We start from the raw sequence: 16,291 nt of genomic DNA, 5'->3' as shown, positions 1-16,291 counted from the left end.
TCGACAGCTCGGCGGTCTCCGGCCACGTGCGCGGAGACAGCTCTTCAGACTTTCAGAGCAGAGCTGATATTTCAAGTGACTGCACGCCGTGCCGATTGATGAAACGCGGCGCTCCGACGCCTCAGGGTCGGAGCCCCTTGTCCGCCAGCCAGTTCTCCACGATCGTGTTGCGGATCTGCCCGCCCAACGAGTCGGGGTCCTGCCCGAAGCCGTGGTAGGCGAACGGGATCTCCGCCAGCGTCGCGTCGACGCCGGCCTGCAGCGCTCGGGCGATCAGGCCCCGATTGCCCTCCGCCGGAACGACGTCGTCGCGCTCGGGCTGGACGATCAGGGTCGGGGGCGTCTTTGCCGAGAGATAGGTCCAGGGCGAGACGACGACCAGCCGGTCGCGCATCGCCTCCGGTGCGCCACCGAGGAAGTCGCGCACGAACTGCTGCGGGCTGCTCCCGAGCGGAACGGCGCCGTGGGCGTCCGCGTGGGAGAGGTCCCCGATCGGAGAGGCGGTCGCGACGGCGTCCGGCACCGGGACGGATCCGAGCGCGGGGCACGACGTGGTCGCGGAGTCGACGGCCGAGGACCAACCGAGCAGCAGCGCGAGATGACCGCCGGCGGAGTCGCCCAGCACAGCCAAGCGGCGGGGATCGGCTCCGGCCTCACTGGCGCGACGAGCGGTCCAGCTCAGGGCGCAGCCGACATCGGCGGGAGCGTCGTCCCACGCGGGGTCCGAGGAGTCGCCCCGGCGATGGTCGACGGTCACGACGAACCAGCCCCTGCTCGCATACCAGCGAGCGGTCGCATCGGAGGACTCCGCCGACGCGCCCATCAGCTCTCCACCCGCGATCTGCATCAGCACCGGCGCATCGGCTGCGGCGGCGGGCTCGAAGACCCGAGCCTCCAGCGACCGACCCTCGACCGTGGCGTAGGCGGTGATCTCGTCCGGGCCGCGCGAGGGCGCCGCCCCCGCCACCGCACGGGCCAGATCCACCGAGCCGCCCGACGGCCCCGCCGATCCGACGAGAGCACCGGTGATCGCCGTCGAGAGGACCAGGGCGACAGCGACGATCGCGGTGGACAGTCCCGTGACCACGGGGCGATGGCCGGCGCACCAGATCGGTATGCAGAGGATCGCCGCGACGACGGAGACGAGGACCAGCTGCGGTCCGACGGATGCCCAGACGAGAGCCGCGGTCATCGTGACGACGTTCGTCCGGGGCGGGAGCCCGTTGCCCAGTGCGAGAACCGCGACGAGCGCGCCGAGCGCGAAGGCGACGATCGCCGCGGCTGTGCGCCATCCGAGGAGACGGCGCGAGCGCAGGAGTCGTCTCGAGCGGAGCCTCGTCACGGACGTCCGCTTCGACTCGGTCTCGGAGGCGCCCCGCAGCCCGCTCGCGTTCATGATGCCCTTCGGTCAAGGAGTGCCGCATCACGATACTTATGAGACGACGTCTAAATTTAGACTAACTCCACGATCTGGGCCGGGGCTGGGAGAGGCGCGCCTCGAGCCGGACGCGCCGCCGCACCCACCCCGGCCCGCCCTCCGACTTCCGCGGTCGAAGAGCGGGCCGAGAGGGTCAGGTCCGCTGCAGCGGCCGCTCGGCCGCTTCGGTGTCGAACTCGTTGTGCTGGTCGCGCGTCTTGAACACCGCGTAGGCGGTCACGACCCCGATCGCGGCGAAGAGCGCGAGCAGAGCGTAGAGCAGGGAGGGTCCCCCCGCGCCGGCGATCGACGGAGTGAAGGCGGCGAGGATCGCGGCGAACAGCCGCGCGACCGCGATGATCGCGCCCTGCGCCGTCGTGCGGAGGAGTGTCGGGAACTGCTCCTGGGTCCAGATCTTCATGATCGCCTCGAACGCGAAGATGGAGCCGCCGAGGACCACGATCCCCGCGATGAACGAAGTGAGGAAGGAGTAGCCGAAGACGACGGGGATCAGCAGTCCGACGATCCAGAGGACGCCTCCCGCGGTGAAGTAGGTGAACCGCTTGGGCGAGTCCGCGATCTTCATGAACCAGAGGATCCCGATCACCGCCAGCGGGAGGACGGGGAGACCGATCAGGGCGGCGGTCGCGATGTCGACGTCGGTGAAGTTGACCAGGAGATAGGTGCCGAACTGGCCGCCCGTGTTGGCGGCGAGGTTCGTGAAGGCGTAGAAGACGACCAGACCGAGGAACGGCGTCAGATAGGGCTGCCGGAGCAGCTCGCGCACTCCGGACCGAGCCGCGCGGACCGTGGAGACGCCGGCACGGCGCTCGTCTCGAGCAGCCCTCCAGCTGTCCGATTCGGGCACGCCCAGCCGCGCGACCATGACGACGGTCGCCACCACGGCGATGTGGCCGAAGAGCATCTGGCCACCGAAACGACCCAGCCCGGCCGCCAGCACTCCGAGGCCGCCGGCGACGATGGATCCGACCAGCCACAGCAGGTTGGAGAGACTGAGGATCTTCCCTCGGTTCGAGTCGTCCGCCGCCTCGGAGATCGTCGAGAGGGACACGGGGAGGTCGGCCCCGGTCGCGAGACCGAGGAGGATCGCACCGATGATCACCAGTGGGAAGGAATCGGCGAGCACGAGGACGACGGCTCCGACGATGATCGCGAGCATTGTGACCGTGAAGACGGGGCGGCGTCCGAAGCGGTCCCCGAGGCGTCCACCGGTGACCGCGCCCACCGCGATGCCGAGCGTCAGGGCGCCCGACGCGAGACCGATCTGCTCCGGAGTGATCCCGAGCGCCTGCTGGTAGATCACCATCGCGGTGCTGAAGCTCACGATGGCGGCGGCGTCGATGTACGAGGCCATCCCCGCGATCACACCCACTCGCCAGGGACCCGGCGCGCGCCGACTCGTCTTCTCGTTCATGTCTTCTCCTTCGAAGCGACCGGGATCCCGGCGATGGTGGTGGGGTGGTTCAGGTGATGTGGATGGTGTCGATCGGGACGAGGGAGTGCGGGTGCCGCAGGAGCGGCTCCTGCGGCACCCGCACTCAGCGGGACGCGTCGTTGCCGGCGTCGAGCGCGGCCTGGAGCGCGTCCTCCGCGCCGGGCAGGCCGGCGGGCAGGACCTTCAGCATGTCCGCGATCGAGAGGCCGTCGAACTGGGAGCCGGCCGCCGCGACGGGGATGCCGGGGTAGTGGATCCGCATGACCTCGAGGATCGCGTCCCAGACCTGCGGGGCGTCCTTCCTGAGGCGTCCGAGAGGGGTGTCCGTGGTGAGCAGGGGGCGTCCGCCGTAGCCGGTCGGGTCCGAGTACCGCCACGAGTGCGATCCGGGACCGACCTCCTCGGTCAGGCCGTCGGGATGCAGCGGCAGCACGACCGTCGCGCTGGTGCCCTGGGGAACCGTCAGCTCGACGGAGACCTCGCCGCCCTCCGCCCTCCATACGATCTCCGCCCGTCCGTGCGGAGTCTCGTGCGCCGTTCGCGCCCAGGTGAGCTCGCCCCCGGGCTGGGGTGCGACCCGGAAGCGCCGCCAGCCGGGCTCGGTCCGCTGGAGCCCCCCGACGACGCGGTGGAGCCAGTCCGCGACGGCGCCGAGGGCGTAGTGGTTGAGCGAGGTCATCCCGGTGGAATTGAGCGAGCCGTCGGGCAGGACCGCGTCCCAGCGCTCCCAGATCGTGGTAGCTCCCATGGTGAGGGGGTAGAGGAACGACGGCGCCTCGGTCTGCTGCAGCAGCGCGTACGCCTCCTTCAGGTGACCCGTGAGAGTCAGCGCGTCGGTGAGCAGAGGGGTGCCGGCGAAGCCGGTCGAGATCCGGTAGCCGGCTTTGGCCACGATCGCGGCGAGCTGCTCACCGGCACGCCGCTTCTGCTCTCCGTCGAGGATCTCGAAGGTGATGGCGAGGGCATAGGCCGTGGCTGTCTCGTTCACCAGTCGCCCCGACTCCGCGACGTACTCGCGGCGGAACGCCGTCGTCACCCGCTCGTGGAGTGCGCGGAAGCGCTTCTCGTCCTCCACCTCGCCGAGCAGCCCCGCGGTGTCCGCCATCTCACGAGTCGTCTTGACCAGGTAGGCCGAGGCGACCAGGTACCGGTCGGTCTTGCCGTCGGACGGGTTGGTGGACGGCGCGTCGGGGTCGAGCCAGTCCCCGAACTGGAAGCCGGAGCTCCAGAGACCGCCCTCGTCGAGCTGCCCCTCGACCTCGACGACGAAGCTCGTCATCGACTCGTAGCTCGAGCGCAGGATCTCCAGGTCGCCGTACTCCTGGAAGAGGACCCAGGGCAGGCTCACCGCGACGTCGCTCCACAGCGCGGTCGCCGTCGAGGGAGCGGCCAGAACGGTCGGGACGATCCAGGGGACCGTCCCGGCCTGCTTCTGCTCGATCGCCAGGTCCTTCAACCACGATCCGAGAACGCCGCGGACGTCGTAGAGGTACGCGGCGGTGGGGGCGAAAGCGTTGATGTCGCCGGTCCAGCCCAGCCGCTCGTCGCGCTGGGGGCAATCGGTGGGGATGCCGACGAAGTTGCCCCGCATCGACCAGACCGTGTTCTGGTGGAGCTTGGTGACGAGAGGATCGGAGGTCTCGAACCAGCCTGTGCGCGCCACGTCGCTGTGGACGACGACAGCTCTCAGCGCGTCCTCGGTGAGCGTCCCGGGCCAGCCCTCGACCTGCACGTAGCGGAATCCGTGGAAGGTGAATTCGGGCTGCCACGACTCCTCCGCCCCGCCGCGCAGCGTGTAGCGGTCGGTGGCTTCCGCGAGCCGGAGCGTCTCGAACTCGGGCTCCCCCTGAGGGGTGAGGAGCTCCACATGGCGGAGGGTGACTGTCCTGCCCGCCTCCCCGGTCACAGTGAGCCGAACCCATCCCGAGATGATCTGCCCGAAGTCGACGATGGTCGCGCCGGCGGGACTGGTCGTGATCGAGACGGGTGCGATCTCCTCGATGCGGCGGATGGGCGGAGGCACGTCCTCCTCGAGCGAGGCGAGGTCCCATTCGAACGACTGTGCGGGCGCCCACGCCGCATCGTCGAAACCGGGTGAGTCCCAGCCGTCGGTCTCGAGGCGGGCGTCGTAGTCCTCGCCCGCGTAGACGCCGTTGGCGCGGACCGCTCCACTCCCCACGCGGAACGAGTCGTCGGAGCCGACGACCTCGATGCGGTCGGCGTAGGCCAGCTCGAGACGGACCCAGAGGGCGGGGCGGTCGGCCCAGATCGCGCGGTTCAGCTCCCACGTGAGGGGTCCCACCGCCCAGCCCTCGCCGACGACGGCGCCGAGGGCGTTGGGCCCGGTGCGGACCGACCCGCTCACGTCGTAGCTGCTCACCAGGACGCGATTCGCGTACGACGTCCAGCCGGGTGCCAGCACCTCGTCGCCGACACGAGCCCCGTTGAGCGAGGGCACGACGATCCCGAGGGCGGTGATCTTGAGCGTGGCGCTGAGCAGTCCGGGCTCGACCACGAACTCCTTGCGGAAGTACACCGCGGGCGTGTCGGACGTGGACGGCTCACCCGCACTGATGAAGGCGGGGTGGTCGACCTGCGACGCCCTGGTCGTTTCCGTCATGATCGCGGATCTCCTTGTCTGGATGGCGTGCCTCGCGGCACAGAGCAGAATCCGCTCGTGCGGCTCCGCTATCCCAATAATCGGGATGCTATACGCATCATTGGAATAACTCCAACACTCAATCGTCATGCTGGAGAGTCGCCGAGAAGCGTGGAATACGTCCAGATTTAGACCTAGTCTAAATCGCATCGCACCCCCTCACTTCCAGGAGACCCTCTTGACCACGCACGAGCAGCCCGCTGCTTCTTCCTCTTCTCCGAGCTCCGGAACCGCTCCGACTCGCCGACCCGAACGACTCCGTCGCACTCGCACCGCGGCGGCCGTCGTCGCGGCGATCATCGGCGGAGTGATCACCTACCTGGCACTGGGCAATGTGATCCCTGGAGGAGGCTCCCTGCTCACCCTCGCCCCGGCGCACGTCTGGGCGCACTACGGGCCGCAGATCGTGCTGGCGAGCGTGGCGGCCGTCCTCCTCTGCATCCCGCTGTGGCGTGCCGGCCGCCGTCGGGTGCTGCGGAGCGTCGCCGTCGGACTCGCCGCTGTCGCCCTCATCGCCTCGACGACGATCACGGGCATGATCGTGCAGTCCGCCTACGCCGCGGGAGGATCGATCGACCTCGTTCGGGCCGTGACGATGTCGACCTCGACCGAGGGCCCCGACGACGTCACCAGCTACGTCACCGTCGACGGCGAGGCGCAGCAGGCGCGGATCTACGAGCCGGAGGGCGGCGCCGAGGGCGCCCCGGTGATGATGTTCATCCACGGAGGCGGGTGGTACATGGGAGCAGCCGCGGACGTCGACAACATCGTCCGCTCCTACGCGACTCAGGGCTTCTACGTCATCAGCGTCGACTACCGGCTCGCGGACGCCGACACCGCGACGTGGGACACGGCCCCTGCCGACGTCGCCTGCGCGCTGAGCTGGACCGTCCAGCGCGCCGCCGCCGCCGGGGCCGACACCGAGAGGCTCACCGTGCTCGGGGACTCCGCCGGCGGGCACCTCTCGCTGCTGCTGGGATGGTCCGCCGCGGAAGGGGCGGCCGCGTCGTCCTGCGGCGCCCAGGCCGAGGTACCGGTGCCGGACGCCGTGATCGCCTCCTACCCCGTCGGAGACCTGACCTACACCTACGAGAACGGCGCCGCACCCCTGGGCGTCGACCCGCGGGAGTTCACCCGGTTCTTCCTCGGCGGCGAGCCGACGGCGTTCCCCGAGCGCCTGCGCGCCGTGTCGCCCGCGACCTACCTCTCGGCCGACGTGCCTCCGACGCTCGTCCTCCAGCCGGAGCGTGACGACTTCATCCCCGCGGAGGGCAACTACCGCCTCGTCGAGCAGGCGCAGCAGGCAGGAGCCGACGTGACGATCGCGCGGGTCCCCTTCGCGTGGCACGGTTTCGACGGCGACCCCGGATCGATCGGCGGTCAGCTCAAGACGACCGTCGTCGTGAACTGGCTCGACGGCTACGGCCTGGCGCCGTGATCCGGGCGGGCGCGCTGCGCCCGCCCGACGTCGAGAGCACCTGGCCCGCTCGGTTCGCGAGGAACCGCTCCAGCGGGCCGGGTGCTCGTCGTCACTCCTCGGAGAACCACTCGCGGATCATCCGGGCACCCGCTCCGAATGCGGCGGACCGCGGAAAGCCGAGGAAACCGTGCATCGCCCGGAGCTCCTCCTCCCGGACGTCGACGCCGGCCTCGCGCAACTCGGCCGCGAAGAGCCGGCCGGACGCGTGCAGACGGTCGTTGTCCGCGTCGACGACCAGAGTCGGCGGCAGCCCGTGCAGATCGCTTCCGCCGGGGAAGGCGAGACCGGGCACGAGCAGCCGGTCGTCGCCGACGTAGTTCCGGTTCATGCGGAGGAGCATCCGCGGGTTGAAGGCCCATCGTGCGAGAGGGCCCCGCAGCCGGTCGTACACCTCGGATCCGGGGACGGGACCGCTGTGGAACGTGCCGTACGCGAGCGCGAGCCGGCGCGGAACGGGACCGTCGTCGTCTCTCAGCAGGAGCGCAGCAGCGGCCACCAGATTCGCGCCGGCGCTCGCTCCGGCCGCGTCGACCGGCGTCCCGGCGGCGGCGGTCGAGGCGATGATCACGTCTGCGACATCGTGCAGACCCGCGGGGAAGCGACCCGGACCCTCGCGCAGAGCGTGGTCGCGGAGGAGGCTCACCCGGGGCGCGAGGCGGTAGTCGACCGTGCGGACCCACCGACCCGCGGCGGCCCAGGCTCGCGCAGGCGCATCCGACTCCCCGTCGTCCAGCCCGCCGGCGGAGAATCCGCCGCCGTGGACCCAGAGCAGGGGTCGATCCGTCGATCGTGTCTCCGGGAGGTAGTCGCGCACCGGTACGGCCCCGTTCCGACCGTCGACCACTGCCTGCCGAACGTCGTACGGGACACCGCCCCCCTGCGGCCCCGCCGACGCGCGGCGGGGCCGGAACCCGTTCGTCATGCCGTCGGCCCCGGGAGCAGCGGCCGGAGGACGTCGCCCCAGGCCGCGTAGCCGTCGGGAGACAGATGGAGGTTGTCCGTGGTGAACTCCTTGCGCAGCGCGCCGTCGGCGTCCGCGAGCGCGGGCCAAGCGTCGACGTAGGTGCATCCGGTCCGTTCGGCGAGGACCCGGTACTGCGCATTGAGCGCTCGCAGGCGAGGACCGTAGAGCGTGGTGCGGGGCAGGACCCCGTTCACCAGGACGAGCGCGTCCGGAGCCGTGGCGCGGACGCGCTCGACGATGGTCCCGACCCGCGAGACGATCCCACGCGGATCCTTCGTGCGCCGACTCGTGTGCAGGTCGTTCGTGCCGATCAGGAGCGAGACGACCGCGGGGTCGACCACCGCCTCGTCCAGCCGATCCAGCACGTCCACGCTGGTGTCCCAGCCGATCCCCCGGTTCACGACCGGGAGCCCAGGGAAGAGCTCCCCGAGCGGGGCGACCTCGGTGATGCTGTCACCGAGGAACACGACCGCGCGAGGAGGGACCGTCTCCGTCAGGAAGGACTCGCGCCTCTCGCGGCGCCTCTTCGTCGCGGTCCCGCGCAGGAGCGGGACCACGAGCTCGAAGATCCGGTCGCTGCTCAGCATGTCGCACTCCGCGACCGGTGCGCCGAGAGCCGGACGCGGAGGATCCGCGATCCGGGTGAAGCGGTCGTGATCGTCGATGCCATGTGCAACTCCTCTGGTGCGAGGGCGGATCGCTCGAGTGCGGAGCCGCCGGGCCGGCCCGTGCCGACCGATCGAAGAATTTCATCTTCTCGCATATCATGCCGATAATCGAAAAAACTACCGACTCGTCCGTGTCCTCGAAGCGGCCGAGACGGACAGCCGCAAAGGAGAGACCGTGGACGACGCAGTTCTGCAGAAGACCGCGCTCGCGGCCGGACTGCCGTTCGGGGACCGCATGGTGCTCCAGCGGCAGAAGGAGATCGCGATCTGGGGCACCGGGCGACCGGGCAGCACGGTGGAGATCCGGCTGGCGGAGGACGAGGCGGTGCGCGCGACCGTCTCCTCGGACGGGACGTGGTCGGCGTCGTTGCAGCCCCACGAAGCGGACCGCGGTCTCCGCCTCGTCCTCGCCGATGAACGCACGCGGATCGAATTCACCGAAGTGGCGATCGGGGAGGTGTGGATCGCGGGGGGCCAGTCGAACATGGAGTACTTCCTCGCGTTCGACGGCGACCGGCGCGAGGTGCTGGCCGGCCCTCCCGATCCCGACATCCGCTTCTTCGACTCCCCTCGGACCTCGTACGAGGGCCAGTTGGAGGAGAAGGACTACTCGCGCTTCGGGACCTGGCGCACCAGCACGCCGGAGGACCTCCCCTACTTCTCCGCCGTCGGCTACTACTTCGCCGCCGACCTCCACGCGTCCCTCGGAGTGCCGGTCGGGATCGTCGGATGCAACTGGGGAGGCACGCCGGCGAGCGCCTGGACGAGCGAGGAGCGTCTCGAGGCCGGTGAGGGGCGGGTCTGGCTCGACGAGCACCGCGCCCAGCTCGAGGGCGTCGATCTCGAGATCATCTCGGCGGCGTACCGCGCCGATCCCCTGAACGACACGACCGATCCGCTCATGCCGTCGCTGCTGACCCTGCTCCTCTCCCCCGGCTTCCCCCGTCCGGTGCAGAAGGCGCTGGTCGCCCTGGGCGGCCGACGACTGAAGTACCCGGTCGTCGGCCCCCTCCACCCGTTCCGTCCCGCGGGTCTTCACGAGGTCATGCTGAAGCGGGTGGCCCCGTACACGACGCGCGGAGTGATCTGGTATCAGGGTGAGTCGGATGCGACCCATCCCGAGATCTACGCCGACGTGTTCGGCGCCCTGATCCGGTCCTGGCGGGACCTCTGGCGCGAGGACATCCCGTTCCTCTTCGTCCAGCTCGCTCCTTTCGGCGAGTGGCTGGTGTCGACCGGCGAGGCCTACCCCGAGCTGCGCCGCCAGCAGCAGGTTGTCGCCGACACGGTACCCGGCACCTGGATGGCGAGCTCCTCCGACTCGGGCCTGCAGTGGGACGTCCACCCCAAGCGGAAGAGGCCGATCGGCGCGCGCCTCGCGCTCCTGGCCCGTCGGCACCTGTACGGGCAGAGCATCCAGGGCGACCCTCCCCGATTCGTGTCGGCGGAGCGCACCCGGGAGGGCGTCGATGTGCGATTCGCCGACGCCGATGGGCTGCGGCTCCGGCAGGGAGAGGTCCCTCTCGACGTCCGCTCGCCCTCCGGCCGCAGGATCGCCGTCAGTGGTCTGCGCGTCGAGGGCGACCGTCTCGTCGTCATCGGTTCGTTCCCGCCGCGATCCGTCGTCAGCTTCGCATGGACGGGCTTCTACAACGTCCCCCTGGTGAACGGAGCGGGCATTCCCGCGACACCGTTCCGATTCGAGCTGCCGCCGATGAGCCGCGTAGCGTCCGGTCCCGGCGCGGCCGAGAGCTGATGGGCCGCGGCCGTCGGGGCCTGATCAGGCTGCTGATCGGTCGGGGCGGCCGTACCCGGAGCGGGCACCCTCCACGACCCGGTCGAGCATGTCGGACCAGACGGCGCGCGACTTCCGGGTCAGCTCCCCGTCGCAGCCCAGGAGCCAGTGCCCGGATGCGACGATGACGCCGTTCATGAGGGCTCCGACGAGGAGCTCGACCTCCAGGCGATTCCAGGCCGGGTACCGCAGAGCGACATGATCGGCGATGTGCGCCGACGTCCGGTCGATCACTTGGCGGAGGAGGACTTCGTGCTTGGACGACGCCTGATCGTTCCATCCCAGCACGGCGCCCACCGAGACGATCACATCCGGGAGATCCGCGGCACCGAGCAGCCGCGCCACTTCATCGAAGACGGCCTCCCTCGATCCGTCCGTCGCCGGTTCGGCGGTGGTCGCCGCGTCGAACGTGGCGAGGATCCGGTCGAATCGCTCCACGCTCGCTGTGACGAGGACGTCCGAGACCGACGGGAAGTAGTTGAAGACCGTTGCGCGCGATACGTCGGCGCGCTCCGCGAGCTCCTCGACGGTGAACTTCGGGCCGTTCCGCTCGACGACGAGGGCGGACGCCGCATCGAGGATCGAGCGCCGCGATCGCTCCTTCAGCATCGAGCGTCGGCCTTGAGCGGGGGCAGCGGAAACCATGAGTCCGATCCTAACCAGTACAACGATGGACCTGATCCAACTTTGGACTTCCCGAGCGAGCCCTCGGAAGCCCTGCGGGATCGGAGCGACGGGCTCGGCTGTCGCGGTGGTCATCGAGGCGCCGTCGCGGCACACTCACACCCTCTGCACAGCGCGCGCTGGATACCGTCGAATTATCGACTCCGTCTAACCTAGGACGAATCCGCGGTCGGATCCCGAAGGACGTCACGCACATGCCACAGCATCCCGCCGCTTCTCCGCCCCGCAGAACGCGGTTCCCCCGATCGCGCACGGCGGCCGCTGTGATCGCGGCCGCCCTGGGCGTGCTCGTCGTCCTCCTCGCCGCGGCGAATCTCTTCCCGGCATCGTCGAACATCCTCACCCTGGCCGGCACGTACGTCTGGGCGAGCTCGGCCCCGCACCTGGCGGTCCTCAGCCTCGTGGCCGTGCTGCTGACCATTCCGCTGTGGCGGGCGGGACGCCGTCCCGTGCTCCGCGGCATCGCCTCCGGGGCGGCAGCAGTCGCCCTGATCGCGTCGACCGTCATCACCGGCTCGCTGGTCACTGCAGCCACCTCGAACGGCGGGTCCGTGAACCTCGTGCAGGCCCTCACCCTGGCGACGCCGACCGAGCCGGCGACGGAGATCACCAGCTACAGCACGGTCGACGGCGCACCTCTCGAGGCACGTGTATACGAGCCCGAGGGCGGCGCGGAGGGCGCTCCCGTGATGATGTACATCCACGGCGGCGGCTGGGCGACGGGCTCAGCGGAGGAGTCCGAGCAGACAGCCCAGCACTGGGCCGCGGAGGGCTGGTACGTCGTGAGCGTCGACTATCGCCTCTCCGGCGCAGAGCGGCCGACATGGGACGAGGCGCCCGCCGATCTGGCCTGCGCCCTCACGTGGACCGATCGCCACTCGGCCGAGGCGGGCGCCGACTCCGAGCGGCTGACCGTCCTGGGCGACTCCGCAGGCGGGCACCTCGCCCTGCTCCTCGGCTGGTCCTCCGGCGCCGGTGCCGCAGCCTCCACCTGCGCCGATCAGGGCGTCGTCCCCGTCCCCGACGCCGTCGTCGCCGCCTACCCCGCCAGCGACGTCCAGTACATCTACGACTACGGCGTGGCACCCGTTCCCGGTATCGACCCCCAGCAGTTCACTCGGCTCTTCCTCGGCGGCGAGCCGGCCGACTTCCCGGACCGCCTGAATGCGATCGAACCCCTGACGTACCTCGGCGACGCCACCCCGCCGACCCTCGTCCTGCAGCCCGACCGGGACGACTTCATCCCCGCCGAGAACAACTACCGCGCGATGGAGAAGGCCTCCCGGGCCGGCGTCGATGCGACGATCGTCCCCGTTCCGTTCGCGTGGCACGCCTTCGACGCCCCCCAGGGTGGACTCGGCGGCCAGGTGAAGAACACCGTCACCAGGACGTGGCTGGACGAGCGAGGCCTGGCACCTGAGCGATGAGCCACCGCCTCCGGCCCTGCTCATCCGAATGCGGTCGCGGTGCGGGGCCCGCAGCCGTCGCGATGACGGGCGCGACCACCTCGAGGATGCGTCCGAACTGAGCAGGATCGAGATCGTGTTCATCCTCCGGCCGCTCCGCGGTCGGGCCGACGGCCCGACCGGAGGGACGAGCACCGGCGCGCCGTCGATCCCCCCGACGCTGCGGCCCTCCACTCCTCGCCTCGGAGGCTCTTCCACCAGGTGCGCTGTCCTGACTCTCCTCGACCGGAGTGCGACTCCTGTGAGAGGGCCGTGAGGCGGGTGGATCGGCCTCGCTCCGGACGCGCGATCCTCACCGACCGGGACGAGAGTGGCCCCGACCTACAGGAGCCGGTTCAGGACCTTCATGTAGCTCCCCGGGAGAACGCGGACGATCAGGTCGGGGATCCTCGCGGAGGACCCGATCAGCACGCGCGGCTTCCTGCGCTCGATGCCGTCGAGGATGGACGTCGCGGCCGAGGCCGGCGTGATGGTGAGCACGCGGCTCATGGCATCGACCTTCTTCGCGGCGTCGGCGGCGGACAGCCCGGCGCCGGCGCGGGCGTTCGTCGCGATCGCCGTCCTGATCCCGCCGGGATGGATGGAGGTCACCCCCATGCCGGTGCCCTCGGACTCCGCCCTCAGCGCTTCCGTGAAGCCGCGCACAGCGAACTTGCTCGACACGTAGGCCGCCTGGCCGGCGGGAGCGAACAGGCCGAAGACGCTGGACACGTTCGCGAGATGCGAGCCACGATTGCGGCGGAGCACGGGCAGGAGATGGTGGGTGAGCGTCACCGTCGCGTGGAAGTTGATGTCGAACAGCCAGGTGAAGTCCTGCAGACTGACCTGATCGAAGTTCCCGCCCAGTGCGACGCCCGCGCAGTTGACGAGCAGCGTGGTGTCGGGATGATCGGCCGCGAGCTGTGCTGCGACCGCATCGGTGGCATCACGATCGGCGAGATCGGCGATGACCGTGCTCACCGAGATGCCGGGGTGCTTGGCGCGGAGGTCCCCGGCGACCCGCGCGAGACCGACGGCATCCCGGTCGAGCAGGACGACGCTGCTTCCCCGGGCTCCGAGCTCGCGCACCAGCGCCTCTCCGATGCCGCTCGCCGCGCCCGTGACGACAGCGGTTCCGCCGGCGAATCGGTAGGTGTTCATGCAGGTGCTCCTTCGGATCGTGATGTGCTGACGTCGGCACCGGACCGCGCGAGGAACGCCGCGACGAGAGCGGCGAACTCGTCCGGCCGCTCGATCTGGGGCATGTGCCCGGTATCGGCGAACACGTGCGACTGGGCATCGGGCAGAGCTGCCACCGCCGCTCTGAGCTGATGCGAGGGGAGCACACGGTCACGGTCGCCCCAGAGGATCAACAGCGGGATGTCCAGCTCGGCCAGCTCGCGCAGCAGCCGCTCGCGCCACTCGGGGCGCACGCCGCGGAACGTTCCGAGGTCGTGCACGATGTCCAGCGTGGTCCTCGCATGGTCAGGGCGCTGAGCGAGAGCGAAGGCCCGGGCGATCCGCTCCTGCGTGGCGAGGGATCTGTCGTGGAAGAGCGACTGCACCGTTCGAGCGGATCTGCTGATGGCGGGCCGCATCAGGCGCGTTCCGATCGGCTTGACGGCCAGCAGCCGCAGGACCACGGTCACCTCGGTGCCGAATCCCGCACTGTTGGCGAGGACGATCGCCGACACTCGATCCGGATGCGCCACGGCGACGATCATCCCCACGGCGCCACCGAGCGAATTGCCGAGGATCCCGACCGGCCCGACCACGCCGAGAGCATCGAGGAAGCCGGGCAGCACGCCTGCCAGCATCTGCAGAGTCAACGGTGCCGCCGGCCGCTGCGAGTACGCGAAGCCGGGCAGGTCGAGGCTGACCACCCGGTGCGAGGCCGAGAGCCGATCGTGCTGCTCGCTCCAGTCCTCGAGACTCTGGCCGATGCCGTGGAGGAGAAGGAGAGGAGGGCCGGTACCGGTGTCCCGGTACCGCAGACGGAGGCCGCCGACGGTCAGGTAGCCGCTTCCCGGCAGAGCGAGCTCCGGGCCGTCGGACCCCGCGACGCCGCTCCGGATCGGATCGCCTCGATGGCTGAAACGCACATCGTCCGTGATCCTCCCCCGTCGGAGCTGGAGGAAATCGCGCAGATAATTCTGACGGAGTCGCCACGGTGAGCGCTGCCCCTGCCTGGGCAGCTGGGCCGAGCCGCGCAGGATGTATCCCGCCTGGAGGTCGATGAGCGGGACGAGCGGTCCTTCGCGGACGGATACGGGAGCCTGAGGTGTGACGATGTCGTATCCGCGTCGATCCATCCTGCGTAGGACTCTGGCGACGTAGCGCGCCACCAGGTCGGCTTTGAGGGTCCAGGACGCGTTCGTGTACCCGATCGTGAGCGCGAAGTTGGGAACGCCGGTCAGCATCATCCCCTTGTACGAGATCGTGTCGGGAACATCGACGGATCGGCCGTCCACCGTGAGTCGGATGCCGCCCATCACGAGCAGGTTGAGCCCGGTCGCAGTCACGATGATGTCGGCGTCGAGACATCCCCCCGATGCCAGCTCGATTCCACCGTCGGTCACCCGCTCGATGCGGTCGGTCACGATGTCGGCGGCGCCCCTGCTGATCGCGGCGTAGAGGTCGCCGTCGGGGATCGCGCAGAGGCGCTGATCCCAGGGCTGGTAGCTCGGAGCGAGGTGGGTGTCGACGGCGAAGTCGGCAGGCAGCGCCGCCACGGCGGCCTTGCGCAGAAGTGATTTCATCACCTCGGGACGACGCCGACTCAGCTGGTACGTGAACATCGAGTACGCGATGTTCTTCACCCGGATGAGGTTGTAGGCGAGCTGGGCCGGCAGCCGTCCGCGGAGCCGGTCGGCGAGCGCATCGCGCGAGGGCACGGCGCCGATGTAGGTCGGCGATCGCTGAAGCATCGTGACGTGCGCAGCAGAGGCGGCCATCGAGGGCACGAGTGTCACCGCGGTCGCGCCGCTTCCGATCACGACCACCCGCTTGCCGGCGTAGTCGAGGTCGGCGGGCCAGTGCTGCGGATGCACCACCGTGCCCGCGAAGTCCTCGATGCCCGGGATCTGCGGAGTGAAACCTTCGTCGTACCGGTAGTAGCCCGAGCACACGAACAGGAAGGAGCAGGTGAAGGTCACAGTGGTGGCCGGATCGAGGCCTTCCGCGCCCGACCCCGTCGGATACTCGTGATGGTCGGTGTGCACGGCGGTGACGGTCCAGGCGGCCTCCGCTGTCGACCACTCGGCAGCGATCACTCGGTGGTTCGTGCGGATTCGGTCGGAGAGTCCTTCAGCCTCCACCGTGTCGAGCACGTACCGACGGATGGACTCGCCGTCGGCGATCGCCTTCCCGTCGGTCCATGGTCGGAACGAGTATCCGAGGGTGTACATGTCCGAATCGGAGCGGATGCCGGGATAGCGGAAGAGATCCCAGGTTCCCCCGACGTCGGATCGCGATTCGAGGATCAGAAGATTCTTCCCCGGGAGATCTCGCCGGAGGTGGCTGGCGGCTCCGATTCCACTGAGTCCGCCGCCGACGATCAACACATCGATGTGTTCTGACATGTCCTGCACCTTAGACCAGATGCCGATGCCCAAGACGGCATGTCGACCTTGCAGTGACGCCCTCCGACCCGGAACAGGGGCCGACGCCGCGGTCGTCGCTTCGGGGCCCGCCGTTGTCACGGGCGGGGTGGGCTCCTCGAGC

11 protein-coding genes are annotated in these 16,291 nt (G+C 69.8%); 3 read left to right on the top strand and 8 right to left on the bottom strand.

Going from position 1 to position 16,291, the window contains the following annotated elements:
- Positions 1-121 precede the first annotated feature (121 nt).
- The 3 genes from HQQ82_RS20705 to HQQ82_RS18970 form a co-directional block, all read right to left on the bottom strand.
- Positions 122-1,342 (bottom strand): alpha/beta hydrolase, encoded by a 1,221-nt coding sequence (locus tag HQQ82_RS20705; protein WP_173235807.1) that lies wholly within the window; start codon positions 1,340-1,342, stop codon positions 122-124.
- 229 nt (positions 1,343-1,571) lie between these two features.
- Complete coding sequence (locus HQQ82_RS18975; protein ID WP_173235805.1) at positions 1,572-2,852, bottom strand: MFS transporter; 1,281 nt, start codon at positions 2,850-2,852, stop codon at positions 1,572-1,574.
- A gap of 124 nt (positions 2,853-2,976) precedes the next feature.
- Positions 2,977-5,493, bottom strand: coding sequence for a glycoside hydrolase family 78 protein (locus HQQ82_RS18970; protein ID WP_173235803.1), 2,517 nt, complete (start codon positions 5,491-5,493; stop codon positions 2,977-2,979).
- 346 nt (positions 5,494-5,839) lie between these two features.
- Between HQQ82_RS18970 and HQQ82_RS20190 the strand changes: the two genes are divergently transcribed.
- Positions 5,840-6,970, top strand: coding sequence for an alpha/beta hydrolase (locus tag HQQ82_RS20190; RefSeq protein WP_173235801.1), 1,131 nt, complete (start codon positions 5,840-5,842; stop codon positions 6,968-6,970).
- Between the two features lie 91 nt (positions 6,971-7,061).
- Here the strand turns inward: HQQ82_RS20190 and HQQ82_RS18960 are convergent, their stop codons facing one another.
- Together HQQ82_RS18960 and HQQ82_RS18955 are read right to left on the bottom strand one after the other, a co-directional pair.
- Positions 7,062-7,826, bottom strand: a complete 765-nt coding sequence (locus HQQ82_RS18960) for an alpha/beta hydrolase fold domain-containing protein (protein ID WP_173235799.1) — start codon at positions 7,824-7,826, stop codon at positions 7,062-7,064.
- Between the two features lie 104 nt (positions 7,827-7,930).
- Positions 7,931-8,563 (bottom strand): GDSL-type esterase/lipase family protein, encoded by a 633-nt coding sequence (locus HQQ82_RS18955; RefSeq protein WP_173235797.1) that lies wholly within the window; start codon positions 8,561-8,563, stop codon positions 7,931-7,933.
- Positions 8,564-8,819: 256 nt separating this feature from the next.
- Here HQQ82_RS18955 and HQQ82_RS20700 point away from each other — a divergent pair, with 256 nt between their 5' ends.
- A complete protein-coding gene (locus HQQ82_RS20700; protein WP_173235795.1) occupies positions 8,820-10,400 on the top strand; it encodes a sialate O-acetylesterase in 1,581 nt (526 codons plus the stop codon).
- A gap of 24 nt (positions 10,401-10,424) precedes the next feature.
- On the opposite strand, the gene HQQ82_RS18945 is transcribed toward HQQ82_RS20700, so the two are convergent.
- Positions 10,425-11,048, bottom strand: a complete 624-nt coding sequence (locus HQQ82_RS18945) for a TetR/AcrR family transcriptional regulator (RefSeq protein WP_173235793.1) — start codon at positions 11,046-11,048, stop codon at positions 10,425-10,427.
- Between the two features lie 338 nt (positions 11,049-11,386).
- Between HQQ82_RS18945 and HQQ82_RS20435 the strand changes: the two genes are divergently transcribed.
- Complete coding sequence (locus tag HQQ82_RS20435; RefSeq protein ID WP_173235791.1) at positions 11,387-12,550, top strand: alpha/beta hydrolase; 1,164 nt, start codon at positions 11,387-11,389, stop codon at positions 12,548-12,550.
- A gap of 360 nt (positions 12,551-12,910) precedes the next feature.
- On the opposite strand, the gene HQQ82_RS18935 is transcribed toward HQQ82_RS20435, so the two are convergent.
- Both HQQ82_RS18935 and HQQ82_RS20175 read right to left on the bottom strand, forming a co-directional pair.
- A complete protein-coding gene (locus tag HQQ82_RS18935) occupies positions 12,911-13,729 on the bottom strand; it encodes an SDR family oxidoreductase (RefSeq protein WP_173235789.1) in 819 nt (272 codons plus the stop codon).
- Positions 13,726-16,149: an alpha/beta fold hydrolase gene (locus HQQ82_RS20175; protein ID WP_173235787.1), complete on the bottom strand. Its 2,424-nt coding sequence runs from the start codon at positions 16,147-16,149 to the stop codon at positions 13,726-13,728. The genes HQQ82_RS18935 and HQQ82_RS20175 overlap by 4 nt, the downstream gene beginning before the upstream one ends.
- Positions 16,150-16,291 lie beyond the last annotated feature (142 nt).

The organism is Rathayibacter sp. VKM Ac-2856 (assembly GCF_013205055.1).
Lineage (GTDB): Bacteria > Actinomycetota > Actinomycetes > Actinomycetales > Microbacteriaceae > Rathayibacter.
The sequence above is the reverse complement of the archived record's forward strand: the minus strand, read 5'-3'. Positions and strand labels throughout refer to the sequence as shown.